Source organism: Bacillus cereus group sp. Bce019, assembly GCF_051781745.1.
GTDB lineage: Bacteria > Bacillota > Bacilli > Bacillales > Bacillaceae_G > Bacillus_A > Bacillus_A cereus.
The window spans coordinates 86,023-109,947 of sequence record NZ_JBPWJX010000006.1; the positions used below are offsets into that span (position 1 = coordinate 86,023).

The following is a 23,925-nucleotide window of genomic DNA, read 5'->3' on the forward strand; positions in this document are numbered from 1 at the left end:
AATAAGAAAAGCAATGAGCGTATGGGCTCATTGCTTTTTTTGGTTTAGCTTGCTTTATCTAAGTTTCTTTTAAAACGTGGTTTCTCCAAATAAGTTCCAAGCCTCCATATATATTCAATAGGCCCCATTCGGTATTTCTGTAGCCAGTAAGTGCTAACAACTAGTTGAATCGTGTAAATTCCAATGGTTAAAAGAATGCCGAAGAAATAGCCAATTTTTCCGTATAGGCCAAATCCATATGCGTAAAAAATTGTTGTTGCAATAATTGATTGAGCTAAGTAATTACTAACTGACATTTTCCCCATGTTCGCCATGTATGTTAGGAGACGAGTCGCTTTTTTATAATGGAATAATAAAATAATCGTGCTTCCGTAAAAGAAGGTCATGGTTACTGGTGTAAGAGCATCTTGTAACATGATTAGAATTGGATGTTTTACAAACATAGCTAAGATTTTAATTGTAAAAGAGAAGAGGCCAGTGACAAACCATATTTTTTTGACAGCAGGTATATGTTTATTAATCTCAAATAGCCATCCCTTTTTTCCCACGTATATGCCGAGTAAGAAGAGTGGAGACATAAAAATTAATGTGAAAATTGATATGATAAATACTCCGAGGAAACCGTCAATACCTATATAATCAAAAGGGTTTTCAGTTAACCTAAAGTTGATATGATCCATATAGCTTCCTGTTTCATGGACCTTATGTTCTTTGTCTGTATAAGGGGCAAAATCATTTATATTTGTAGATGAATCAGTTTGATAAGACATAAGCGTAATAAGTGCGAGTAGAATAGTTGCCCAGATGAGCAACGTTTTTGGCTTTCGATTGATGAACAGCATTAAGAAAATCCCGACAATTCCGTAAGCAAATAAAATATCGCCTTCCCAAACAAAAGTGCTGTGAATATAGCCTAGTAGTAAAAGAATGACAATACGTCTTATGTATGTAGGGAAGAATTTTTTTCCTTTTGCAATAATACTTTTTTGCAGCAAAATAATGCTAAGGCCAAATAAAAAAGAGAATAGGGAGATAAAATTATGTGTGCCGAAAAATTGAATAAACCAATTAGCAACTTTATCGAGTTCTCCAAATATATAGGTTGTTTTTTCATGAGCAAAGAAACTGAATTGAATTAATGTCATATTAACAAGTAAAATGCCAAACAAAGCGAAACCACGAATTGCATCAACAAATTCTACACGTTGATTCATTTTCTCTCTCCTCGTATATTGTTTTATATTGAAAATAGTACCATTTTAAAACTAGTGCTATGTCAAAAACGAGAAGATTTAAGGTGATTTTAAGCTAGAGAGAAAATAAAAAATCACCTTAATCCATTCATTAAGGTGATTGAAATACTACTCAGCTGGAGGCGTAAATGTACGTTTCTCTAATTCAGCATCTAGCATAAATAATGCGTTTGAATCGCTTGTAATACGTTTTAATTTTTGGATGATGCTATCGAATGAAGCTTCTTCTTCTACTTGCTCATCGACGAACCATTTTAAGAATGTAATTGTTGCGTGTTCACGCTCATCCCAAGCGATATCAGATAGGTTGTAAATACGTTTTGTTACTTCACGCTCGTGCTCAAGTGCTACTTCAAAAGCGTTCAGTACAGATTCATATTCGTTATTCGGATTATCAAATCCAGTAATAATAGCACGCTCACCGCGGTCATTAATATAGTTGTAAAGCTTCATTGCGTGGAAACGCTCTTCTTCAGCTTGTACAAGGAAAAAGTTAGCGAATCCATCATAGCTCTCCGCTGTACAGTAAGCAGCCATCGCCATATAAGCGTGGGCAGAGTAAAATTCAAAGTTCATTTGATCGTTTAGTGCGTCGTGCAATTTTTTTGATAACATAAAATCCCCCTTAGTATTGTGACAAGAATATTATACCATAATTGATAATATTCTCATTTGGATGTCTCGAACCTTTTAGAAAGCTTTGTGACGTGTGCGTCCATAATGTCTTGCAGGTCTAAATCATATTTTTGTGAAAGAATAATAAGGTTAGACAGTACATCACCAAGTTCTTCTTTTAGTTCTTGTTTTAGCTCTTCTTCTGTTTTCGCGTCTTCATCAGGACGATCACGACCGATTTCAATTGCGCGAACAACGCGTGAAACTTCCCCAACTTCCTCTGTTAAGAAATTTAACCGAATAAAAGCATTATACTGTGACCAGCTTCGTTTTTCGTAAAATTCCTCCACCCATCTTTGAAATGCGACGATATCCATTTCTTTCTCATCCCCTCAATATGTTGTACAATGTTCATTGTATCATAACAATATATAGTTTTGGGGTGTAAGGATGAGAAAGATTTGTGTGTTTGCAGGTTCCAACTTAGGGGAGAGACCAGAGTTCAAAGAGCAGGCGATTGAATTAGGTAAAATGTTTGTTGAAAATGACTATGAGCTTGTATATGGTGGTTCATGCGTCGGATTAATGGGAGAAGTAGCAAACGAAGTTCTTCGCTTAGGTGGCCGTGTAACAGGTGTTATGCCGCGCGGTCTATTCCGAGGAGAAATCGTTCATACAGGATTAACAGAATTAATTGAAGTAGAAACGATGCATGAACGTAAAGCGAAAATGGCAGAGCTTGCGGATGCTTTTATTGCACTGCCAGGCGGATATGGAACGTTTGAAGAGCTATTTGAAGCAGTATGTTGGTCACAAATTGGTATACATAATAAGCCAGTTGGTTTATTGAACATAAAAGATTTCTACGGACCAATTCTGCAAATGGTTGAACGTGCAGCAGAAGAAGGATTTATGAATCCATCAAATAAAGAATTGATCGTTTCAGCTGAGACAGCAGATAAACTAATTCATGCAATCCAAAATTATGAGCGTCCTGTTTTGGGAACGAAGTGGAAGCAACTATCATAGCGAATACGGAAACACATGTCGTTTTAATTTAAGATGGCATGTGTTTTTAATTTAGTTTAATATGTTAATGTTTAGATGTAATGTTTTGGGGAAAGGAGAAATAGATGGAGGAGTTCGTATATTTACGTCCGGTTTTTAAAAGTATTTTAGCAGCGTCTATTCTTGTTATGCTAATTGTTTTGAGACAGAAGAAAGAGTTGATTAATGAATTTTCGCTTTGGTTTATCTCGGTATTGTGTATCGGTGTTTCAGCGATAACGTTGTTTATTTCCGGATTTATCGTTGATGATTATAATCTAGGTGGAGATCCACAATCGTTTTGTATGTTTATTGCGATTGGTTGTATTAGTGGTCTGAATTTCATTATTTATTACAGAAGGCAATAAAAGAGGCATTCCATATTACTTTGGAATGCCTTTATCATTTTGATTGCTTTGTTTTTTATACAGGTACCAGCCACCCCAGCCGCCACCAATTGCTACGACAACGAGGAAAGCATAGTCCTTAACCTCGACGCGTATATTGAAAATATTAGCTATAAGTAAGAGAATCCCAACTGTTATTAACGCAAAAAATGCTCTAATTAAGTAGTCTTTCAACTGAACCACTCCCGTCATTTAAGTAGTAAATGATGAATTTGGAGAAGCTAAAGGGTGTTTCCTATATTTTAACATAGATGAGATTGTAATATATTGATAAAAGTAGGGGAGAGGGGCGCTGATATTGTCGTGATTTGTCGGCAAATTGATATCCTTTGTCAAATCGTTGATATATTGCGGGTAATGATCGATATAATGAAAAAATTGTTGATATATTGCGAGTTATGATCGATATATTTGAAAAATCGTTGATATAATTTCGTGTACCGTTAAGTGCGACCATTACATAAAAAGCGACTCTAAACGAGCCGCTTCCGCTTTTAATGATATCCAGCTCCGGTAGCTAGAATGCTCGGTGGCTTCGCTTTTTCCTGCGAGGCACAGAGCGCCTCTACGTCAAAAGCTCCATCCCCCTCACATTCTGAACGAGCTACCTCCGCTTTTAAGTAATATCCAGCTCCAGCGGCTAGAACAGTCGGTTGTTTCACTCCTTCATTCGAGGCAAAAAGCGCCTCGTAATCAGGAGTTCCAACACCCTCCTGTTCTGAACGAGCCGCTTCCGCTTTAAAGTCTATTATTGATTCAAGAACGCACGTAGCATCCAAGCGTGTTTTTCTAGTTCTGTGTAGATGCCTAGTAGTAGGTCAGATGTCATTTCATCGTCAGAGTCTTGAGCGATTTTCATGCCTTTTTTCAGTTCGACTAGCATCATTTCGTAGTCTTTCATGATTGCTTCGACCATCCCTTCTGCAGTTTCTCCGTATGCTGCTTCTTGAATAGAAGATAGTTCTAAGTATTCTTTCATTGTTGCTACTGGTTTGCCGCCAATTGCTAAAATGCGTTCTGCAATTTCATCGATGTGAGTAGCTGATTCTGTGTAAAGTTCTTCGAATTTCTCGTGTAATGTGAAGAATTGAGGTCCTTTTACGTACCAATGGAAGTTGTGAAGTTTTGTGAATAAAACGCTCCAGTCTGCTACTTGTTTGTTTAATACTTCGATTACTTGTTTGTTCATTATGATCAATCTCCTTTTGAGTTGTTATGTGATATCAATTACTAATTTATAATAATTATAATCTAGTAATCTCTATAAATCAACCCTTTTGCTGGAATTAATTTGAACAAATTATGAACTGTTGTAAATAAAAGGCCCTATTACGGTGAAGTAATAGGGCCTTTGTTTGAGATATGGCTCTTGTTCTAAACGAGCCGCTTGTGCTTTTAGTGATATCCAGCTCCGGTGACTAGACCAGTCAGTCATTTCGCGCCTTCCTGTGAGGCAAAGAACGCCTCTTCGTCAGGAGCTCCAAGCAAAAAGCGCTTCAAGGTCGAGAGCTTGAAGCGCTTCTAACTGTTATACAGCTTTTTTATTTTCTTCTACATCCTGTCCATCCCAGCACTCTGTATTTTGTAAGCCAGGGATAGAGCTTGCAACGAAAACAGGATCTTTTCCTTGTTTCTTTTGCTTCATATAGTCTACTAATGCTGCGTAGGCGAACTTGCTTAGGAATGAGATGGCAATTAAGTTTGTGAATACCATTAGTCCCATGAATAAATCAGCTAAGCTCCAAACAGTCTGAAGGGCAGCGATTGATCCGAAGAATACCATTCCGACAACGGCAACGCGATAAATCATTAACCAAGTTTTGCTTTCTTTAATGAATGCGATGTTTGTTTCACCATAATAGTAGTTTCCTAGTAAAGAACTGAACGCGAATAGGAAAATAATAATCGCTAAGAAAGTGCTTGCCCATGGTCCGATTTGTGAACTTAATGCACTTTGTGTTAATTCAATACCTTGTAAATTTGTTCCTTTGTAAAGTCCAGAGCATAATACGATAAATGCTGTTGATGTACATACTAAGAACGTGTCTACGAAAACACCTAATGCTTGAACAAGTCCTTGTTTGACAGGGTGAGATACATCTGATGTTGCGGCTGCGTTAGGAGAGCTACCCATACCTGCTTCTGTTGCGAATAAACCGCGCTGAATTCCGAACTTGATTGCTGCTCCAATACCACCAGCAATGGCTTGGTCTAAACCGAATGCACCATTAAATATTTCCATAAAAATGCTTGGTAACATAGTAAAGTTGTTAATAACAACAAAAATAGCCACACCAATATAAATGATTGCCATTGGAGGAACAATCATTTCCGTAATACGTGAAATGCTCTTAATACCACCGAAAATAATAACTGCAACTAATAAGGCTAATAGAGCTCCTACGATTGTTCGCTCTAGTCCAAAAGCATTTTCAAACGCTATTGTTACTGTATTTGCTTGCACTGAATTGAAAATTAATCCGTACGCAACTGTAATAAGAAGTGAAAACCAGACGCCCATCCAGCGTTTGTTTAACCCTTTTTCCATGTAATATGCTGGTCCACCACGGAACCTACTTCCATCTTTTACTTTATAAATTTGCGCAAGTGTACATTCTACAAAACTAGTAGCTGCTCCGATAATTGCGATAAACCACATCCAAAATATTGCGCCAGGTCCACCCATTGAAATTGCTAATGCTACACCAGCTAAGTTTCCGATACCGATACGTGCTGCTGCACTTAAGCAAAATGCTTGGAATGGTGAGATGCTATCTTTCTTTTTTTCTTTTCGATTAAACCCTTTACTAATTAAGCTGACCATCTCACTGAAATGAGTAATTTGGACAAATTTTAATTTAAAAGAGAAGTAAAGACCGAAGCCGATTAGCATTGCAATAAGAATATATGACCATAAAATATTATTCGTTACCTCAAGGAATCTGCTAAAGATATCAACCATATAATACACTTCCTTTTTTTCGTAATAAGAAAATTATATGCAAAAAATATACGAGAATCAATTTTTCTAAAAAATTATGTTACTTAAATCATTTTTGTGTTATGATTATGTTACATCATAATATTTTTAGAATTATTTACATTTTAAAAAACTAAATTTAAAGCGAGAAGGTGGGGATAATTTGAAAGAAAATTCTTTATGGAAAGTAAGCCTTGAGAGTTTGAAAATGAGAAGTAATATATTTTTTATCATTACATCTTTAAGTATCATTTTAGGGTCCACTTATTATTACAATAAAAGATTTCCAAATCACAAATATCCTGAGTGGTTAGAATTTCTAAAGTTGATTGGATGAATAAAAGACAGAAAAACAGAAAATTAAAATAAATAAGTTATGGAGGAGCTAAAAATGAATATTAGAGAAAGTGAACTTCCAGGTATTGGTTATAAATTTCAAATCGTTACGAAAGGTAACGAAAAGATGGTAATTGTCATTCATGATGATGGTCGTAGAGAAATGTATCATTTTGATTCAGATCATGAAGAAAGCATCTCAAGTATTTCACTACGTGACTCAGAGGCGAGACAAATCGCTGCAATATTAGGTGGAATGGTATATAAGCCTAGGGCGTTAGAAAATGTTGAGATGGTTTTTGAAGGTTTAGCGATTGAGTGGTTCAAAGTGGAGAATACAGCTCCAGCAATCGGAAAAACAATTGGCGATCTTGAAATAAGAAAAACATATAGCGTAACAATAATCGCGGTTATGAAGAAGAACATGAAGAAGTTATTTAATCCAGGACCAGAAACAGTAATTGAAGAAGGAGATATGCTTGTAGTTTCAGGTGAGAGAGAAGAAATTAAAAAAATCATTAATGAATTACTTTCAAATAGGGGGACTGATTAGATGGATACGTTAATTTTTGAAGTTGGTACAGCTTTAGTTTTAGTGGCAATTGCAGCAGTAATTGCTGGGAAATTTAAATTCTCAGTAATTCCTTTTCTAATCGTTCTTGGAATGTTAGTAGGACCGCATGCACCGACAATAGGTGTTATCGATCTCAAATTTATTGAAAGTGCAAGTGTAATTTCCTTCCTTGGACGGATTGGGGTTCTATTCCTTCTATTCTATCTAGGATTAGAATTTTCAATGAAAAAACTAATTAAATCTGGACGCTCTATTGCGATTGGCGGAACAATTTATATTTTAATTAACTTTTCACTTGGTTTGTTATACGGATTTATAATGGGATTCCCATTACTAGAAATCTTAATTATTGCGGGTATTATTACGATTTCTTCTAGCGCTATCGTTGCTAAAGTGTTAGTGGACTTAAGAAGAACTGGTAATAATGAAACCGAATTAATTTTAGGAATTATTATGTTTGAAGATATATTCCTTGCTGTATACCTATCAGTTGTTTCTGGTTTAGTACTAGGGGATCACGCTTCCTTCTTAGGTGCCCTTACTTCAATTGGAATTGCTTTAGGATATATGCTTCTATTCTTTATAGTAGCTAGAAAGGCTACGCCGTTATTAAATAAATTGCTCAATATTAGCTCAGATGAAATCTTTATTATTGTAGTATTTGCTTCTTTATTCTTCATTGCTGGTTTTTCAGAAACAATTCACGTTGCAGAAGCAATTGGAGCACTTCTTCTAGGATTAGTTTTCTCTGAGACAGAGCATAGTGACCGAATTGAACATCTTGTTGTTCCATTTAGAGACTTTTTCGGAGCTATTTTCTTCTTCAGCTTCGGGTTAAGTATTGATCCGTTCTCATTAGGCGGAGCGATATGGTTAACGTTAGGTGCTGTCCTTCTTACGATAATCGGTAACTTTGTAGCAGGAATGATTGCAGGAAGACAAGCTGGATTATCTCATAAAGCATCAACAAATATCGGATTAACAATCGTTTCAAGAGGAGAGTTCTCCATCATTATGGCTAATATCGGTATCGCCGGTGGTTTAATGTCAGTACTGAAACCATTCTCAGCACTATACGTGCTTATACTATCCATTTTAGGCCCACTTTTGACAAAAGAGTCGAAGAATGTATATAAATTCTTAAATAAAATCTTTAAGTGGGATACGAAGACTAACTAAACTAAATTTTAAAAAATAAAAGTACAAGATATTTCCTGCTTGTACTTTCATTTTTGTAATGAAAACAGTAAAGAGAGGTACATGATGTTAGGAGAGTTGATTCATTCGGTTTTAGTTTTTTTAGAAGGACTTGGTTATTGGGGAATTATGCTTGGATTAATGCTAGAGGTTATTCCAAGTGAAATCGTATTGTCTTATGCAGGTTATTTAGTATCGACAGGAAGCATTACATTTTGGGGCGCTGTCGCGTTCGGTACAATTGGTGGTGTAATTGCACAACTATTCATTTATTGGATTGGTCGATATGGAGGAAGACCTGTTCTTGAGCGATATGGAAAATATATTTTAATTCAGAAGAAACATATTGATTATGCTGAAGATTGGTTTAATCGTTATGGAACTGGCGTTATCTTTACCGCACGTTTTATTCCGGTTGTGCGTCATGCTATTTCGATACCAGCGGGTATTGCGAAAATGTCACATGCTAAGTTTATTACGCTAACTACATTAGCTGTTATTCCGTGGTCAATTGTGTTTGTATATTTAGGTTTTAAATTAGGAACAGAGTGGGAAAGTATTAATAAAGTTGCGGGGCCATATGTGAAATACTTTGCACTTGCTGCTATTGTTTGTGCAATTGGTTATTTTGTATTAAAAAAAATGATGAAAAAAAAGTGATTACAGAAAAGGAATCTATGTCGACGTAGATTCCTTTTTTATTGGCATTTTTTCAAGGATGAAAGAATACGTTTAATATTTACCATATTGTGGCATACATATAGAAAAAGGGTGCTTGGAAAGGGGAATAAAGAGAAATGGAACTCCAGTTTCAAAATGTATATCAACAGGTAGAGAATTGGTATGTGTTGGATTCGGAGCTTCCTTGGGATGTCAAAAAGTTGAGAGAGGATTTGTTTTCTCTTATTGAAGTATGTAAAACGCCCGTTATTTTTTGTGATACGTGTGATGCAAATGATGTGCTTCTATCATTAGGGGAAGAGGAAGAAGAGTTTCTATTCCCAGTAGGTGGTTTTTATCATAAAGAAAAACAATTAATTTTCGTTTGTATGTGGGAAGAGTATGAGCAAGTTCTCAAAACACTACTGCATGAATTCCGCCATGCGATGCAGCATAAGAGGGATATATTGTATGTGGGAAGTGAACGGTACGAAGAGCGGTGGATTGAAAAAGATGCGAGGAAGTTCGCGGAGAGGAAATTGGATGAGTATAAGAATAGAAAGTTAATGTAAAGCATAGTGGAGAAATAGCGCTGTGCTTTCTTAGTGCTTATAAAAAATAAGTATTTGACTTTTATTTAGTTTAGTTCTAAACTAATGATATGAAACGAGCGAGGTGATGAAATGAAAACAGAAGATAGACTAGGGCTACTATTATGGTTTCGTTTGTCAAGTTTTTATAATAAGAGTATTCGTGAGACGAATCAGCACTTGAAAAAATGGAATGTATCTGCCGCCCAGTTTGATGTGTTAGCTCAAGTTGGAGGACATGATCGTTTAACGCAGCAAGAACTTGGAAATAAGCTATTTGTTACGAAAGGAAATGTAACGCAGCTTTTAAATAAAATGGAGCAGCTTGAGTGGATTTTGCGTGAACAAGAGGGTACTACGAAATATATTTCTTTAACGGAAAAGGGAAGAGCTTTATATGAGGAAATCGTCCCACCTCAAGAAACGTTCCAAGCAGAGAAGTTTCATAATTTAAATATAGAGGAACAAAAGCAATTATTAAAACTATTAAAAAAGTTACAGTAAGAAAAAATTTTAAAATAAATCTCGAATTCGAGATAGTATGAGGTGAAGGATATGTTTAGAAAAGTTGATCATAAAAATATGGGCAGAGCAAATCATGGTTGGTTAAATACACATTTTCATTTTTCTTTTGCCAATTACTATAATCCAAATAATATGAACTTTGGAGCGTTACGTGTTATTAATGATGATCTAGTAGCGGCGCAAACTGGTTTTGATATGCATCCACATCGTGATATGGAGATTATTTCTTACGTTGTAGATGGTGCTTTAACACATGAAGACAGCATGGGAAATCGTGGAACGATTGAGCGTGGACATGTTCAATATATGAGTGCTGGTACGGGTGTATTTCATAGCGAACATAATTTAGGCGATGAAACGCTGCGTTTATTACAAATTTGGATTTTACCAGACCGTGCAGATCATAAACCAAACTATGGTGAGTTTAAATTTGATTGGAGCAAGCGTGAAAATGAATGGTTCCATATGGTGTCTTCAGTAGAAGGAAATGCACCAATTCAAATTCACCAAGATGCGAATTTATATTCTTTATCATTAGAGGCTGGAAAAGAAATTCATTTTCCAGTGAAAGAACGCCGTCAATTGTACCTTGTACAAATTGAAGGAAGCAGTGTAATAAATGGTGAAACGTTTGTTATGCGGGATGCAGCAGAATCTGTAGAAGAAGATATTCACATTCAAGCGAAAGAGCAATCACACTATTTAGTAATTGAATTGAAAAAACAATAAAATGCGTAAAAAAAGAGGACATCCGATAGGATGTCCTCTTTTTTCGATTGGAATTGTCTGAAAAATGTTTCTCAAATTTTTGGTAGAGGTATGAGCTGTAAAAATCAGAATTGTATAAAAGTGTCAAAAATCTTTATGGGAATGGGGAATGTTATAGTGAAAAAGCAAGTCATTTCATCAGCATTAGCGTTAACTGTTATCGCCGGGGGATTTGGAGCGTTTGGGGCAACGACAACGAAAGCGGAAGAACAAAAAATTCAATATCATCAAGAATTTAAAACACCTGCATACATAGGTGAAGAGTGGAAAGCACCGGAAGGATTAGATAAAAAAGAGACGGTCTTTCAATACTTAGAGAGTAAGAAAGATATGTTTAAATTAGCAGGAAATATTGAAAAGCATTTTAATATCGTTGGAGAAGAAAAAGACGCTGAATCTGATACGACACATGTGAAGCTAGTTGAGAAACATAATAACATCCCTGTGTACGGTTCTGATCAAACTGTTACACTTGATAAAGAGAACAATGTAAAAGCATTCTTCGGACAAGTTATTCCGAATTTAGATGATAAAAATATTCCTGCATCTGCAAGCATTAGTGCGGAACAAGCAGAAACAATTGCAAAGGCAGATATTGAGAAAGAAATTGGTAAAGTAAAGAGTTATGATGGTGTGAAAAAAGATTTATTTGTATATGAAAAAGACGGTAATTACTACCTTGCATACTTAGTTAAGGCATCGATTTCAAAACCAGCTCCAGGGTATTGGCATTATTTTGTTGATGCAACGAATGGAAATGTTATTGAGAAATATAACGCTGTAGATAACATTACTGGATTTGGTTACGGAGTATTAGGTGCTAGACAATCATTTGAAATTGCTCAAGATACGAAAACAGGACAATTCAACTTGTTTGATGGTAAACGAGGACAAGGTGTTCATACATTTGATGCAGAAAATATGGACGAGAACTGGTTTAATTTATTCTCACAATGGCTTGGATATACAGGAGAAGAAGTTGAAAGTAAATCTAAGTTCTTCGAAGATAAAGCTGCAGTTGATGCGCATGTAAATGCAGGAAAAGTATATGATTACTACAAAAAGACATTTAATCGTAACTCTTTCGATGATAAAGGTGCGAAGCTTATTTCAACTGTTCACGTAGGGGAGAGCTGGAATAACGCAGCTTGGAATGGTGTGCAAATGATGTACGGTGATGGCGATGGAAAAACGTTCATTCCATTATCTGCTGGACTTGATGTTATCGGTCACGAATTAACGCATGCTGTAACTGAACATACAGCAAACCTTGTTTACAAAAATGAGTCAGGGGCGTTAAATGAATCGTTATCTGATATTATGGGTGTTATGGTTGAGAAGAAGAGCTGGGATTTAGGTGCTGATATTTATACACCTGATAAACCTGGTGATGCACTTCGCTCTCTTAAAGACCCAGCGTCTATTCCAAATCCATTAAAACCAAGTGAAGGTTACCCAGATCACTATAGTAAACGTTATACTGGAACAGCTGATAATGGCGGTGTTCATATTAACAGCAGTATTAACAATAAAGCTGCATATTTAGTATCTGAAGGCGGAGATCATTACGGCGTGAAAGTAACTGGAGTGGGCCGTGAAGCGACAGAAAAAATTTACTACCGTGCTCTTACGAAATATTTAACTGCAAACTCTGACTTCAAAATGATGCGTCAAGCTGCTCTTCAGTCAGCTGAAGATTTATATGGTAAAAACTCTAAAGCTGTACAAGCTGTAACGAAAGCTTATGATGCAGTAGGTGTAAAATAATAAGAGAAAAGACCTGACATCCTAGTCAGGTCTTTTCTTTATCCCGCTATCCGCAAATGATGAAATTTCCACTTTATTTAGTCGCGAATACCTAATGCGATTTTCGCCATACGTGACATACGTTCTTTCGACCACGGTGGATTCCAAACGACATTTACTTCTATTTCATTAACTTCAGGTACGTTTGTTGATAATACTTTTTTAACGTCTGATACGATTTGCCCAGCCATTGGACAACCGATAGAAGTCATAGTCATCGTAATGACAGCATTATTATTTTCATCTGCTGTAACATCATAAACTAATCCAAGATTAACGATATCAACACCTAGTTCAGGGTCAATAACAGCCTCTAAATTGGCAAGTAATTTATTTTCAAATGCTTCTTGTGACATAAGCAGCCCCTCCTACACTTTAATGATATCGATTCTCATTATAACGGAAATGAGCATAATGTGCAGGAAATGAGCTCAAAAAAATATCCCTCTTTCAAAGAAGGGATATTTTTTGAACATCTATTCTGTTTTAAAATGAGATACGAGTTGATCTAACTCTTCAACTGTTTGTTTCATTTTTCTAGCAGTTACTGCCATTTCATTCATAACAATAACTTTCTGTTCAGCAGATTGTGCCGTTGCGGCAGTTTCGCTCGATACTTCAGTAGAGATAGAAGCGATGTTATTAAGTGAAGCGTTCATTTCTTCAGCACTTGCAGCCATTTCTTCAGCAGTTGCTGATATATCTTGCATTTGAGTAGATACTTTATTTACTTGTTCTACAATTGTTGTGAAAGAAGTACCAGCTTCACGAATAACATTGATACCTTCAAATGCTTCAGAACGGCCTTGAGACATCATAGAGCTAGCAGTTTCTGTATCATTTTGAATTTGATGTAGTAATTGATTAATGTCTGTTGCAGCTGTTTTAGATTGTTCAGCAAGCTTTCGAACTTCGTCAGCTACGACAGCAAATCCTTTTCCTTGTTCACCAGCACGAGCTGCCTCAATAGAAGCATTTAAAGCAAGTAAGTTTGTTTGCTCAGCAATATTAGAAATAGATTGTACAGCAGTATCAATATATTTCGTATGAGTGATTAGACGTTCAACCACTTCTGACGTAGCATTTACAGCTTCGTGTATTGTTGTCATTTGTGAAACAGATTTTTGGATAACGGTACTTCCATCGCTAGCATGTTCAGATGTGGCAACAGCAAGTTCCGCTACAGATGAAGCAGATTCGGCAATGCGCTGAACACTTACTGCCATATCATCCATTGCAGTTGAACTTTCTTCCATACTAGAAGTTTGTGATTGAATACTTGCATTTAAGTTGGACATCGAGCTTTGGACTCTTAATGTCGCCTCACGTGATGTATTCGTTTTTTCTAGCATATTTTCAGAAGCGGTTTGTACTTCCACTGATGTTTTTTGAACACGATTAATAATATGTTGTAGGTTTTCTAACATTTTATTAAATGATGTTGCGATAGCACCTATTTCATCGTTGCTATTTACTTGTAGACGTGCCGTTAAGTCACCTTCTTGAGAGGCCAATTCTTTTAGTTTCGTGTCAATTTGTTGAATTGGTTTCACCAGTTTACCAGAGAACCACCATGCAAGAATAATTGCAACGATAATACATACAACAAGTGATAAGAAAATAACATATTCGATTAAGAGTGCAGATTGATCAATTTTTTCAATAGATTGTTCACGTAATTTAGCTTGTTCATTACTGTAATTTGTGAAGTCACCAATTACTTTATAGACCGTTCCGTTTTCTGAAGAAGCTACTTGTAAAGCTTCTTCCCATTTTTGTTCTTTTGCAAGAGTGAATACTTTTTCTTCAATGAACTTTCTCCAAGTAGACCCTAATTCCATTGTGCTTTTTACGGACGAAGAAAGATTTGGATTAGAAAGAAGTTTATCTTTTGAATCCTCAAGACGTTTACTCATCTCATTAAACTTGTCTAATTCGACTTGATCATGTTGTAGTAAATAACCTCTTAAAGCAGAGAGCTGTACTTGATAAGCATCTCCACGCTCTTTCAATTCTGTTGCCAGTGGAGAAATTTCTTTTTGTAATGTTTCAGCTTTACGAGATTGGTCGATAGCAAAAAATAAAATAAATGCTAAGGCGACACCAAATAAAGCGCAAATCGTTCCCATCATGAACATAAGTTTTTTTCTGATACTTACAAAATTCATATGATTAAAAGCCTCCTTTGTGAAATCTTAGTATTAGAATTAATAAATGTAAAAAATTGAAAGAAAGCTTTACTCCAGTTGGAATAAAGCTTTCTTATTTCCTTTAGGAATTATAGCAGACGGAATGAGAGATAGAAAGAGATATTTTAAAGTGAAAAAAGAGAGCCTGTAAAACTTTCATTCCTATACCTTTGAGCTCGTGTCATTTTCACTTTAAGCGTTTGTTTTGAAATGAGAGACGAGAACTTCAAGTTCTTGTACGATTGTTTTCATTTCAGATGATTTTTTAGCCACGATACTCATTTTGTTTACTTGATCACCAGCCGAATGCGCTGTTTGTGATGTTTCTGCAGCAACTTCGTTTGAAATAGAAGCGATATTATTTAAAGCTGCATTCATTTCTTCAGAGCTTGCAGCCATCTCTTCAGCAGTTGCAGACATTTCTTGCATTTGCGTAGAGACTTTGTTAATGTGGTTAACAATTTCTGAGAATGAAGATCCGGCGGTACGAATAACCGTAATTCCTTCAGAAGCTTCTGCTTGGCCTTGTGTCATCATGTCATTTGCTATTTTTGTATCGGCTTGAATTTGATGCAGTAAATGGTTAATGTCAGTTGCGGCTAGTTGAGATTGTTCAGCAAGTTTTCGAACTTCATCGGCAACAACAGCGAATCCTTTGCCGTGTTCACCAGCACGAGCTGCTTCAATAGAAGCATTTAAAGCGAGTAAATTTGTTTGCTCGGCGATATTCGAAATAGATTGAAGTGCAGTATCGATATGATTTGTATGTGTAATGAGTCGCTCAACTACTTGTGATGTAGCATTAACGGCTTCGTTAATTGTATGCATTTGTGTAATAGATTTCTCAATGACTTTATTCCCATTATCTGCTTTTTCTGAAGTTGTGACAGCTAAACTAGTAACAGAAGAGGCGGACTCAGCGATACGCTGAACACTCGTTGCCATGTCATCCATTGCGGTTGAACTTTCTTCAATGCTAGAAACTTGTGAACGAATATTGTGTTCAAGAGCATTCATAGTTTCTTGGGTCCTTGCGGTATTTTCCATAGAAGCGGTTGTTTCGATAAATACATTTTCGGAAGCTTCTTTTACACTTGTTGATGTTTGTTGAACTTGTTTTATTATATGCTGTAAGTTAGTGAGCATTTGATTAAAGGAATTTGCAATGTCACCAATTTCATCTTTACTCGTTACGTGTAACCTAGCCGTTAAATCTCCATCTTGAGAAGCTAATTCTTTTAACTTCTCATCAATTTGTTGAATTGGTTTAACGAGTTTACCAGAGAACCACCATGCTAATAAAATAGACGTTAATGTACATGTAATGAGTGAGAAGAAAATAATATATTGAATAAGTGATGAAGAAGACTCGACATCAGCAATTAATGCGTCACGTTTCTCATTTTCTTCATTTGTATATTTATTAAAACGACCTAAAAGATCATTTACATAATCTGTTTGTGCTAAAGCAATTCTAGATGCTTCGTCCCATTTTCCTTCACGCGCAAGAGGGAGTACCTCATTATCTATGACGCTACGCCATTTTCCTCCCATTAAAATGGCTTCTTTCATTCCTTCTGGGAGCTTTTTGTCACTTGTTACTTTCTCTCTAGTATCAGCTAATTTTTTCCCTTCTCGGTTGAACTTATCTAATCCTTTTTGATCATGTGATAGCAAATATTCTTGTAAACCAGCAACTTGTCCTTGGAACCAATCGCCACGTTCTTTTAAAATCGTCGCTCTTTTCGATACATCATTTTTTAACGTTTCGATTTCACTTGCTTGATTCATGGCGAATGAAAGAATAACAATAAGAGCAATGCTAAATAAAGAAGAAATGCTTAAGAGTGTGAACAGTAGTTTTTTTCGAATACTAACATATTTCATCGTTACCCCTACCCTCATTTAAACTATTTATTATAATTTATAGATATTTAAAACGAAATTAATAAAAACATTATTATGAAGTTATTAATCTGTTCAATAAAAATTATAGCAGATAATGGAAGGAGTCAGATTGGTATTAGAAAAAGTTCTTAAAATGTATACATTTGCATATCATAAAATTCATAAATAAATATTAGAAATGCTATTGAAATTTGAAATGACATCATGTATACTTCTAATTAGTTGATAACGATTATCAGTATCAACTAAAAACATTACTCTTCGTTATGTTGGTCATACCCCTTTTTGACGACGTAAGTCAGAGACGAAATGTTGAAATATCTTGTGTCCTATTCTACAGAATTATGGTAATCTCCAACCTCAACTTATATGCGTGAGCATGCAAAAAGGATCCTATCCGTGAAGGGATCCTTTTTTGCATGCTGTCGCAATTATTGTATATAGACCAGGGATACGTTCTTCGATTCCTTCTGGTGCAGTAGAAGGGAAGACCCATCTTTGATGAGATCCATGTTCTTCAACTAGTTTTTCGATTTTAAAACGTTCTTCCGCAAGTGTTGTAATGATTTCTCCTAGCGTCCAGCGACGGATGGTTGTTTTAGGTAGCGATTCTTTCTGTGCTTCTGTAAGAAGGATGCTATAAGCAACATCATCTTCAATTAATTCTTCATCGAAATAATTTCCATTGGCCTGAAATGATGGGTGGTCGACTCCTAATAATTTCGTGTAAACAGGATGATAGTCACGAAGGATAAGCATTCCATCTCGCTTAAGTAAAGTAGCAATTTTTTGAAAGAGTGGTTTTAAATCTAGAAAGTAATGGAGTACACCAAGTTCCAGCAATACGATATCAAATGATTTTGAGAGATTTATATTTAGTACATCAGAAACGATGTAATGAATAGAAACACCTGCGGCATCTGCAAGCTCATTTGCATATTTTGCATTACTTGCTGAAATATCAACAACTGTTACGTCAGAGCCTAAAAGAGCGAGAGCAACACCTTTATTTCCTTTTGAGCCGAGTAAGTTAATAATACGTTTTCCTTTTGGAGATTGTATGTAAGGTAAATAATGTGCTACTTCGCGTGTGGGATCTTCCATGATTTTTTTCGCATAATCCTCTGGCGCCCCATGGCGATTCGTCCAAGCTTCATAAGCAGCTGTATTCCAGCTTTTTTCATTTATAGTGCTTAGTTGTTTTTGGTTCAATGTTATCACTCCTTTTGTGAACGTATAGGTATTCGGCGGGAGGATGGGATTTCCTTTTCTTTCTGGATAAAAGTTTGATTTTTCTGTGATTAAGTCGTACAATACTTGTTATACGTAAAAGCGTTGAAAAGGAAAAGTAGGATGAACACATTCTTTCCAGAGAGCTTCGGTAGCTGAGAAGAAGCAAGAATATTCATTTGAACAATGGCCTTTGAGCTTCGTCCTGAACTTATCAAATGATAATAGTAGGCGGCGACGAGAGTTGGTACTCGTTATCAAAACCACAGTATAAGAGCATATAGCTCCGTACTTGTTAAGGCTAATTATGTGAGTAATTGGCGAAATAAGGTGGTACCGCGACTGTTTATCCAGCCCCGCCCTTATCTTTTTTAAGATAGGGGTGGGGCTTTTTATATTTTAAAGGAGGAATGTAAGATGAGTATTTTTATTGGGGGCGCTTGGCCGTATGCGAATGGTTCGTTACATCTTGGCCATATTGCGAGTTTATTACCTGGAGATATTTTAGCACGTTATTACCGGTCAAAAGGTGAGAATGTGTTGTATGTTTCGGGAAGTGATTGTAATGGAACACCGATTGCAATTAGAGCAAAACAAGAAGGTGTGACAGCGAAGGAAATTGCTGATCAGTATCATGAAGAGTTCCAGCGATGTTTTCGTAGCCTTGGTTTTACTTATGATTGCTATACACGTACAGATAGTGAGCACCATCATGAAACGGTTCAAAATGTTTTTTTACGTTTATTAGAAGAAGGACATATTTATAAAAAAATAGTGGAACAAGCGTATTGTGAAACGTGTACGCAGTTTTTACCGGATCGTTATGTAGAAGGAATATGTCCACATTGCCATGAAGCAGCAAGAGGAGATCAATGCGATGCGTGTTCTGTTATTTTAGATCCACTCGATTTGTTAGAAAAGAAATGTAAGTTATGTGGTAGTACACCATCTGTACAGGAAACAGAGCATTTCTATTTCGCATTGCATACATTTCAGGAGCAAATTAAAAGGGCTGTAGAAATCACCAAACAAACAGGGACATGGCGCGACAATGCGATTCAACTAACAGAGAGATATGTAAAGGAAGGATTACTAGATAGGGCCGTATCACGTGATTTACCAATTGGGGTACCAATTCCAGTAGAAGGGTATGAAGATAAGAAAATTTACGTATGGATTGAAGCAGTGACAGGCTATTATTCAGCGAGTAAATATTGGGCTGAAGAAACAGGGAAAGATGATCAAGAGTTTTGGGATAGCGAAGCGAAAACATATTATGTGCACGGAAAGGATAATATTCCGTTTCATTCCGTCATTTGGCCAGCGGTATTACTTGGAATAGGGGAGGAAGCAATCCCGCGTCATATCGTTTCGAATGAATATTTAACAGTTGAAAAAAGAAAATTATCTACAAGTAAAAACTGGGCAGTATGGGTGCCTGACATATTAGAACGCTATGATCCAGATTCTATTCGTTACTTTTTAACCGTCAACGCACCAGAAAATCGCGATACTGATTTTTCATGGCGGGAATTTATTTACAGTCATAATAGTGAATTATTAGGTGCATACGGGAACTTTGTGAACCGGACATTAAAGTTTATCGAAAAATATTATGGTGGTATCGTGCCGAAGCGAAGTATTGAGGTAGAGCTGAAAGATAAAGTAGAAGGATTATATAAACATGTAGGAGAGGCGATTGAGCAAACTAAATTTAAGGTGGCGCTAGAAACAATATTTGATGCAGTACGTTTTGCAAATAAATACTTTGATGAAAAGCAGCCTTGGAAACAAAGAGAAGATGATCCAGTTTCATGTGAAGAAACGATTTATAACTGTGTGTATCTTATCGCTAATTTTGCAAATCTCCTTGAACCGTTTTTGCCATTTTCAAGTGAAAGAGTTCGAAACACATTGTCGATTGTGAAACGAAATTGGGAACCGCAAAATACGTTGCCAAGTAGAATTGATAGCGTACAGCCATTATTTGAGCGAATCGATGTAAAACAAATTGAGCATGAGATAGAGAAGCTGTATGGAGCGGTAAAATGAGATAGAGAAAAAGACCTTTCAAGTAAATGAAAGGTCTTTTGTTATGCAGTATGATTCTCTTTCTTATCTTTCAAAAAGAAAAGTACAGCAAGGATTACAAGAATAATAGCTGCAATATCATACGTTATTTTAAATGTAGTATTAAAGTTTAAGTACTCTACGAAAGGAGTTTTCACTGCTCCTGCATATATACAAACGGGAATGAGAAGTAAATCGTAAAATTTCTTTTCTTTCATATATCTTATTAGGAAGAAGATACACATAATAGCAAAAAATACGATGCTTAAAATAGTCATTTATACCTCCAGATAAATTTACTTATTTTAATTGCAGTTATATCTTTTATATAAATTCTGTATTTTTTCAAGCGCTATGCACGCGATTTTGTTTCCTTTCTTTCCTAGCCGTAAGCAGCTGAGGAGTGAAGATCCCAACTAATATGAAAATAATTCCAATCCACTGCATGAACGTTACGACTTCATGTACAAGTGTAATAGAAGCAATAATAGCAGTTGGTAATTCAGCTGCACCTAATATCGTACCAAGCCCTGTTCCAACCTTTGGTACACCGATTGAAAAACAAATGACAGGTACAACAACGCCGAATAATCCGAGGAAGAAAGCATATTTCCATAGACCGGCTTGGAGGGCACCATCTGTTAAAAAGGTTGGCGGAAAGAATAGGCATACGATAAGAGTAGCGCTTGTTGTCATAAGGAAGCTTTTCGTATAAGGCGGAACATCCGTAGCGACGCGCCCGCTTGCAAAAACATAGAATGAAAAAGAGACTGCAGCTAATAGTCCAAAGATAATCCCTTTCGTAGAAAAACTTTGTCCGAGGCCTTCAAATACACCACCTGCAAACAATGTACCAGCAAATAAAATAAGGATAGATATGATCTTATCGCGGCTTGGAAATGTTCGATTTGCAATCGCTTCGATAATGACACCAATCCAAGTGAACTGAAAGAGTAGGACGACAGCGATAGATGCGGGTAGTTCTTCTACAGAAATAGCGTAGAAAATCCCAGTCATACTCATTGTTGTTCCGACGGTTAGTAATGAAAAGAATTGTTTTTTTGTTACTTTATGACGTGAAAAGAAAAGAACGAGTAGAAATAGTCCAATCCATCCGAAGACATATTGTCCTCCTAATAGTTGATGTGCTGAAAATCCATTTATGAATCCGAGTTTGAAAATAGTTGAAAGTATGCCATAGCTGCAAGCACCAAATAAAACGAGCAATGAATATTTAAACTTCTCCATAAAAAATCCTCCTTTTAAGTAATAAAAAACGCCCGCTATCCAAATAAGGATAACGGGCGAACGAAACAGAGTAAGACACTCTACAAAATTCCGCCACTCATACGAAGTATGAATTTGGGGTATGAAATTGTAGTAGGTTTTTACATTGCTTTTGGGAATACAATAGAACATTTTACACCTTGAGGCGTGTTTTGTATCCCATAAGGAAATTGATGTTTATCTAATATTTGTTTCACGATATATAATCCAAGACCACTACCTTGTACTAAACCGTGTTTATCAGGGTTTGCGCGATAGAAAGGCTCAAATAAATGAGCAAGTTTATCTTCATCAATTTGTGAACCTGTATTTAATACTTCTAATGCGTAACCATTTGGTTTTTCATAAAGCTTTATATATACGTGCTGATGGTCAATTGTATAATGAATTGCATTTGAAATAATGTTAAAAATAGCAGTTTGAATAAATTTAGGATCAGCTAAAATTTGTACGTCGTGTTTAATATTAGATTGTACATTTAATTGTTTTACAGATACAAAGTAATCTACTTTCTTCATAACATCCTCAATAATATTAGATAAAGAAATGACTTCTAAATTAGGTTTAAATTGAGGGTTTTGTATTTTGGATAATTCCGACATTTTTTCCGTTAATATGTTAATGTCTTGCATCATCTCGTAGGAACGTTTCAAATACTTATCTCTATCTTTATAAGCTCCAATTCCGTGAATCATGCCATCTAGTTGTCCCATAACGGCTGCGATTGGTGTTTTTAATTCATGGGATACCATAGACATAAATTCTTTACGAGATTGTTCTAATTGTTGTTCCTTCTTGAGCTCATTTCTTAAATCTTGATTGCTTGCATGTAAATTCTTCACAATGTTTGGTACTTGTGAAGCAGCTACTTGCAAATTAAAATCTGTTTGATCTGCATTTTTGTTAAGTAGCTTTTTATCTGAGAAATCAAGATTCATAATATCTTTTAAAGCATCGCTCATATATTGAAAAGGTTTGGCAATTAGTTTTGTATAAATTAAAGATCCGAGTAGTGATAATGCAAGCATTGTCGCGCCAATATGTGGAGCTAATTGCTGCAACGCATCTGCTAACTTTGGATTATCATTTGTATCATTTGTTTTACTTGCTGCATTTTGTGTATGTAAGGCATCATTATTAGCGGCTTTCTTTTCTGCTTCTGTAGGCGGATTAGAAGTGCTATTTTTCCCCGAAAGATTTTGTGTATGTTCTTTTGCCTTTGCAGTTTGGCTAGGCTGCAAAAGGTGATTGATAGCTGTAGAAAGAGATTTATAATCTATAATAGAAGATTGGAAATTAGAAATGCTCCCCTCTGACACAGCTTTATTTTGCTTCGTTTTACTTTCGTCGTTTTGCTTATCTGAATTCGCCTGTTCTGTAGTCGGCGTTCCATTTTCTTTCGCAAAACGTTCTTTATCGTAGTTTGAAGCTAGAAAGTAAATAATTTGATAAAGACAAAGTGATAAAAGAATACAAAATAATAAGGTTTTGATGAAAATATTTTTGGTGATGTTGTCTTTGCTACGATTCGATTTTGTAGCCAATGCCTTTCACCGTTTTAATATAAGGAATTCCTAATTTTTTTCTTAAGTTTTTAATATGTGTATCTATAACTCTTACATCACCATAATGTTCATAGCCCCATACCTTATTCAACAAATCACTTCTTGATAATACTTTTCCTCGATTTTGCAGTAAAGTATAAATAATTTCAAATTCTTTTGTTGTCAATTCAATTTGATTACCATGAACATAAGCTGCATATGCTGTAGAGTTTAACATCAATTCATGGAATTGTAGTATAGTTGCAGCTTCTGCTTCCTTCGTTGCTGCCCTTCTTAATACAGCCTCTACACGCTTAATAAATACAGTGTAATGGAACGGTTTCGTAATATAGTCATCAATACCTAACTCAAATCCTTTAATTTCACTTTCTTCATTATGTAAGCCTGTTAACATAATGATTGGTACATCAGATTGTCCTCGCATAATTTTACAAATACTATAGCCATCTATATCTGGTAACATTACATCGAGGAGGACAAGGTCGTATGAATTTTTTTGGAAAAGAAGAATACCTTCTGTTCCAGCACCAACTACATCAACTGTAAAGTTTTGTGCCATTAGAAATTCACGAATAAGTTCTTGTATATCTGGGTTGTCTTCAATCACCAGTATATGCGTCATAGTAACACCTCCTAAATAACGCTTTTTACTGCAATATTCGAATTCATCATTTTTCGAGTGACTCAGATTGTTTATACATATAATAAGCCCCCGCTATAAAATAATCATAAAGGTAGCAAGGGGAATAGTTTAGTGTTACTGAATAGTTCAGAATTACAGTAGTTCTATTATAGTATGTATTATAAAATTTATAAAACATTATAACTGTATAATTTTAATATCTACGTTTATCAATGTTTAAATGTTAGCTAATCAAATCTATTCCTATTATATATGTAAATACAGTTGTTTTGCTA

25 protein-coding genes and 1 other annotated feature are annotated in these 23,925 nt (G+C 35.7%); of the genes, 10 read left to right on the forward strand and 15 right to left on the reverse strand.

The genetic code is table 11. The features are described 5' to 3' along the window. Positions 1-44: 44 nt before the first annotated feature. The 3 genes from ACS2QP_RS11550 to ACS2QP_RS11560 all read right to left on the reverse strand — a co-directional run bounded on the left by ACS2QP_RS11550 (position 45) and on the right by ACS2QP_RS11560 (position 2,245). Entirely contained in the window at positions 45-1,214 is a 1,170-nt protein-coding gene (locus tag ACS2QP_RS11550; protein ID WP_438882444.1) for a DUF418 domain-containing protein, read from the reverse strand. 147 nt (positions 1,215-1,361) lie between these two features. Beyond that, on the reverse strand, positions 1,362-1,868 hold the full coding sequence (locus ACS2QP_RS11555) for a ferritin (RefSeq protein WP_000949392.1): 507 nt from the start codon (positions 1,866-1,868) through the stop codon (positions 1,362-1,364). Between the two features lie 53 nt (positions 1,869-1,921). After that, the gene (locus ACS2QP_RS11560) at positions 1,922-2,245 is read right to left on the reverse strand and encodes a MazG nucleotide pyrophosphohydrolase domain-containing protein (RefSeq protein ID WP_000355748.1); all 324 of its coding nucleotides are present in this window, start codon (positions 2,243-2,245) and stop codon (positions 1,922-1,924) included. An 88-nt stretch (positions 2,246-2,333) separates the two neighbouring features. On the opposite strand from ACS2QP_RS11560, the gene ACS2QP_RS11565 reads away from it, so the two are divergent. Both ACS2QP_RS11565 and ACS2QP_RS11570 read left to right on the forward strand, forming a co-directional pair. After that, positions 2,334-2,897, forward strand: a complete 564-nt coding sequence (locus tag ACS2QP_RS11565) for a TIGR00730 family Rossman fold protein (protein ID WP_262724485.1) — start codon at positions 2,334-2,336, stop codon at positions 2,895-2,897. 104 nt (positions 2,898-3,001) lie between these two features. Next, a complete protein-coding gene (locus ACS2QP_RS11570; protein ID WP_153582587.1) occupies positions 3,002-3,283 on the forward strand; it encodes a hypothetical protein in 282 nt (93 codons plus the stop codon). Positions 3,284-3,298: 15 nt separating this feature from the next. On the opposite strand, the gene ACS2QP_RS11575 is transcribed toward ACS2QP_RS11570, so the two are convergent. From ACS2QP_RS11575 to ACS2QP_RS11590, 4 genes are all read right to left on the reverse strand, one after another. Beyond that, positions 3,299-3,496, reverse strand: coding sequence for a hypothetical protein (locus ACS2QP_RS11575; RefSeq protein ID WP_000656312.1), 198 nt, complete (start codon positions 3,494-3,496; stop codon positions 3,299-3,301). Between the two features lie 320 nt (positions 3,497-3,816). After that, a complete protein-coding gene (locus tag ACS2QP_RS11580) occupies positions 3,817-4,101 on the reverse strand; it encodes a hypothetical protein (protein ID WP_332284796.1) in 285 nt (94 codons plus the stop codon). Beyond that, positions 4,071-4,511 (reverse strand): Dps family protein, encoded by a 441-nt coding sequence (locus tag ACS2QP_RS11585; RefSeq protein ID WP_332284795.1) that lies wholly within the window; start codon positions 4,509-4,511, stop codon positions 4,071-4,073. Before ACS2QP_RS11585 ends, ACS2QP_RS11580 begins: the two co-directional genes overlap by 31 nt. 339 nt (positions 4,512-4,850) lie before the next feature. Then, the gene (locus ACS2QP_RS11590) at positions 4,851-6,284 is read right to left on the reverse strand and encodes an alanine/glycine:cation symporter family protein (RefSeq protein WP_438882445.1); all 1,434 of its coding nucleotides are present in this window, start codon (positions 6,282-6,284) and stop codon (positions 4,851-4,853) included. 409 nt (positions 6,285-6,693) lie between these two features. On the opposite strand from ACS2QP_RS11590, the gene ACS2QP_RS11595 reads away from it, so the two are divergent. The 7 genes from ACS2QP_RS11595 (at position 6,694) to nprB (ending at position 12,719) form a co-directional block, all read left to right on the forward strand. Then, positions 6,694-7,191, forward strand: a complete 498-nt coding sequence (locus ACS2QP_RS11595; protein ID WP_001026076.1) for a cation:proton antiporter regulatory subunit — start codon at positions 6,694-6,696, stop codon at positions 7,189-7,191. After that, positions 7,192-8,391 (forward strand): cation:proton antiporter, encoded by a 1,200-nt coding sequence (locus ACS2QP_RS11600; RefSeq protein WP_000380223.1) that lies wholly within the window; start codon positions 7,192-7,194, stop codon positions 8,389-8,391. A gap of 84 nt (positions 8,392-8,475) precedes the next feature. After that, positions 8,476-9,069: a DedA family protein gene (locus ACS2QP_RS11605; protein ID WP_000900214.1), complete on the forward strand. Its 594-nt coding sequence runs from the start codon at positions 8,476-8,478 to the stop codon at positions 9,067-9,069. Positions 9,070-9,206: 137 nt separating this feature from the next. Then, positions 9,207-9,641, forward strand: coding sequence for a DUF3920 family protein (locus ACS2QP_RS11610; protein WP_088350853.1), 435 nt, complete (start codon positions 9,207-9,209; stop codon positions 9,639-9,641). Positions 9,642-9,752: 111 nt separating this feature from the next. Next, on the forward strand, positions 9,753-10,163 hold the full coding sequence (locus tag ACS2QP_RS11615) for a MarR family winged helix-turn-helix transcriptional regulator (protein ID WP_438882446.1): 411 nt from the start codon (positions 9,753-9,755) through the stop codon (positions 10,161-10,163). A gap of 51 nt (positions 10,164-10,214) precedes the next feature. Beyond that, complete coding sequence (locus ACS2QP_RS11620; RefSeq protein ID WP_332284793.1) at positions 10,215-10,913, forward strand: pirin family protein; 699 nt, start codon at positions 10,215-10,217, stop codon at positions 10,911-10,913. 156 nt (positions 10,914-11,069) lie between these two features. Continuing rightward, positions 11,070-12,719, forward strand: coding sequence for a neutral protease NprB (nprB, locus tag ACS2QP_RS11625; RefSeq protein ID WP_326263280.1), 1,650 nt, complete (start codon positions 11,070-11,072; stop codon positions 12,717-12,719). Positions 12,720-12,796: 77 nt separating this feature from the next. Here nprB and ACS2QP_RS11630 read toward each other — a convergent pair whose 3' ends face one another. From ACS2QP_RS11630 to ACS2QP_RS11645, 4 genes are all read right to left on the reverse strand, one after another. Next, positions 12,797-13,114, reverse strand: a complete 318-nt coding sequence (locus ACS2QP_RS11630; protein WP_000076422.1) for a metal-sulfur cluster assembly factor — start codon at positions 13,112-13,114, stop codon at positions 12,797-12,799. Between the two features lie 120 nt (positions 13,115-13,234). Continuing rightward, positions 13,235-14,926, reverse strand: a complete 1,692-nt coding sequence (locus ACS2QP_RS11635) for a methyl-accepting chemotaxis protein (RefSeq protein WP_326263279.1) — start codon at positions 14,924-14,926, stop codon at positions 13,235-13,237. Positions 14,927-15,139: 213 nt separating this feature from the next. Continuing rightward, a complete protein-coding gene (locus tag ACS2QP_RS11640; RefSeq protein ID WP_438882447.1) occupies positions 15,140-16,834 on the reverse strand; it encodes a methyl-accepting chemotaxis protein in 1,695 nt (564 codons plus the stop codon). A gap of 414 nt (positions 16,835-17,248) precedes the next feature. After that, complete coding sequence (locus ACS2QP_RS11645; protein ID WP_438882448.1) at positions 17,249-18,067, reverse strand: class I SAM-dependent methyltransferase; 819 nt, start codon at positions 18,065-18,067, stop codon at positions 17,249-17,251. Between the two features lie 114 nt (positions 18,068-18,181). Next, positions 18,182-18,452: a binding site (T-box leader), on the forward strand. Positions 18,453-18,502: 50 nt separating this feature from the next. Between ACS2QP_RS11645 and metG the strand changes: the two genes are divergently transcribed. Then, on the forward strand, positions 18,503-20,137 hold the full coding sequence (gene metG / locus ACS2QP_RS11650) for a methionine--tRNA ligase (RefSeq protein ID WP_438882449.1): 1,635 nt from the start codon (positions 18,503-18,505) through the stop codon (positions 20,135-20,137). Positions 20,138-20,178: 41 nt separating this feature from the next. Here the strand turns inward: metG and ACS2QP_RS11655 are convergent, their stop codons facing one another. The 4 genes from ACS2QP_RS11655 to ACS2QP_RS11670 form a co-directional block, all read right to left on the reverse strand. Then, a complete protein-coding gene (locus ACS2QP_RS11655) occupies positions 20,179-20,433 on the reverse strand; it encodes a hypothetical protein (RefSeq protein WP_000154129.1) in 255 nt (84 codons plus the stop codon). Positions 20,434-20,500: 67 nt separating this feature from the next. Then, positions 20,501-21,403, reverse strand: a complete 903-nt coding sequence (locus ACS2QP_RS11660) for an EamA family transporter (RefSeq protein ID WP_000410484.1) — start codon at positions 21,401-21,403, stop codon at positions 20,501-20,503. Positions 21,404-21,543: 140 nt separating this feature from the next. After that, on the reverse strand, positions 21,544-22,986 hold the full coding sequence (locus tag ACS2QP_RS11665) for a sensor histidine kinase (RefSeq protein ID WP_078420907.1): 1,443 nt from the start codon (positions 22,984-22,986) through the stop codon (positions 21,544-21,546). Next, positions 22,964-23,629, reverse strand: a complete 666-nt coding sequence (locus tag ACS2QP_RS11670; RefSeq protein WP_000148833.1) for a response regulator transcription factor — start codon at positions 23,627-23,629, stop codon at positions 22,964-22,966. Before ACS2QP_RS11670 ends, ACS2QP_RS11665 begins: the two co-directional genes overlap by 23 nt. Between the last annotated feature and the right edge of the window lie 296 nt (positions 23,630-23,925).

What these genes read in the sequence shown, in the direction of transcription:
- ACS2QP_RS11550 (WP_438882444.1), bottom strand. Translation starts at nt 1,214, where the DNA reads ATGAATCAACGTGTAGAATTTGTTGATGCAATTCGTGGTTTCGCTTTG.
- ACS2QP_RS11555 (WP_000949392.1), bottom strand. Translation starts at nt 1,868, where the DNA reads ATGTTATCAAAAAAATTGCACGACGCACTAAACGATCAAATGAACTTT.
- ACS2QP_RS11560 (WP_000355748.1), bottom strand. Translation starts at nt 2,245, where the DNA reads ATGGATATCGTCGCATTTCAAAGATGGGTGGAGGAATTTTACGAAAAA.
- ACS2QP_RS11570 (WP_153582587.1), top strand. Translation starts at nt 3,002, where the DNA reads ATGGAGGAGTTCGTATATTTACGTCCGGTTTTTAAAAGTATTTTAGCA.
- ACS2QP_RS11585 (WP_332284795.1), bottom strand. Translation starts at nt 4,511, where the DNA reads ATGAACAAACAAGTAATCGAAGTATTAAACAAACAAGTAGCAGACTGG.
- ACS2QP_RS11590 (WP_438882445.1), bottom strand. Translation starts at nt 6,284, where the DNA reads ATGGTTGATATCTTTAGCAGATTCCTTGAGGTAACGAATAATATTTTA.
- ACS2QP_RS11595 (WP_001026076.1), top strand. Translation starts at nt 6,694, where the DNA reads ATGAATATTAGAGAAAGTGAACTTCCAGGTATTGGTTATAAATTTCAA.
- ACS2QP_RS11600 (WP_000380223.1), top strand. Translation starts at nt 7,192, where the DNA reads ATGGATACGTTAATTTTTGAAGTTGGTACAGCTTTAGTTTTAGTGGCA.
- ACS2QP_RS11605 (WP_000900214.1), top strand. Translation starts at nt 8,476, where the DNA reads ATGTTAGGAGAGTTGATTCATTCGGTTTTAGTTTTTTTAGAAGGACTT.
- ACS2QP_RS11610 (WP_088350853.1), top strand. Translation starts at nt 9,207, where the DNA reads ATGGAACTCCAGTTTCAAAATGTATATCAACAGGTAGAGAATTGGTAT.
- ACS2QP_RS11615 (WP_438882446.1), top strand. Translation starts at nt 9,753, where the DNA reads ATGAAAACAGAAGATAGACTAGGGCTACTATTATGGTTTCGTTTGTCA.
- ACS2QP_RS11620 (WP_332284793.1), top strand. Translation starts at nt 10,215, where the DNA reads ATGTTTAGAAAAGTTGATCATAAAAATATGGGCAGAGCAAATCATGGT.
- ACS2QP_RS11630 (WP_000076422.1), bottom strand. Translation starts at nt 13,114, where the DNA reads ATGTCACAAGAAGCATTTGAAAATAAATTACTTGCCAATTTAGAGGCT.
- ACS2QP_RS11635 (WP_326263279.1), bottom strand. Translation starts at nt 14,926, where the DNA reads ATGAATTTTGTAAGTATCAGAAAAAAACTTATGTTCATGATGGGAACG.
- ACS2QP_RS11640 (WP_438882447.1), bottom strand. Translation starts at nt 16,834, where the DNA reads ATGAAATATGTTAGTATTCGAAAAAAACTACTGTTCACACTCTTAAGC.
- metG (WP_438882449.1), top strand. Translation starts at nt 18,503, where the DNA reads ATGAGTATTTTTATTGGGGGCGCTTGGCCGTATGCGAATGGTTCGTTA.
- ACS2QP_RS11655 (WP_000154129.1), bottom strand. Translation starts at nt 20,433, where the DNA reads ATGACTATTTTAAGCATCGTATTTTTTGCTATTATGTGTATCTTCTTC.
- ACS2QP_RS11660 (WP_000410484.1), bottom strand. Translation starts at nt 21,403, where the DNA reads ATGGAGAAGTTTAAATATTCATTGCTCGTTTTATTTGGTGCTTGCAGC.
- ACS2QP_RS11670 (WP_000148833.1), bottom strand. Translation starts at nt 23,629, where the DNA reads ATGACGCATATACTGGTGATTGAAGACAACCCAGATATACAAGAACTT.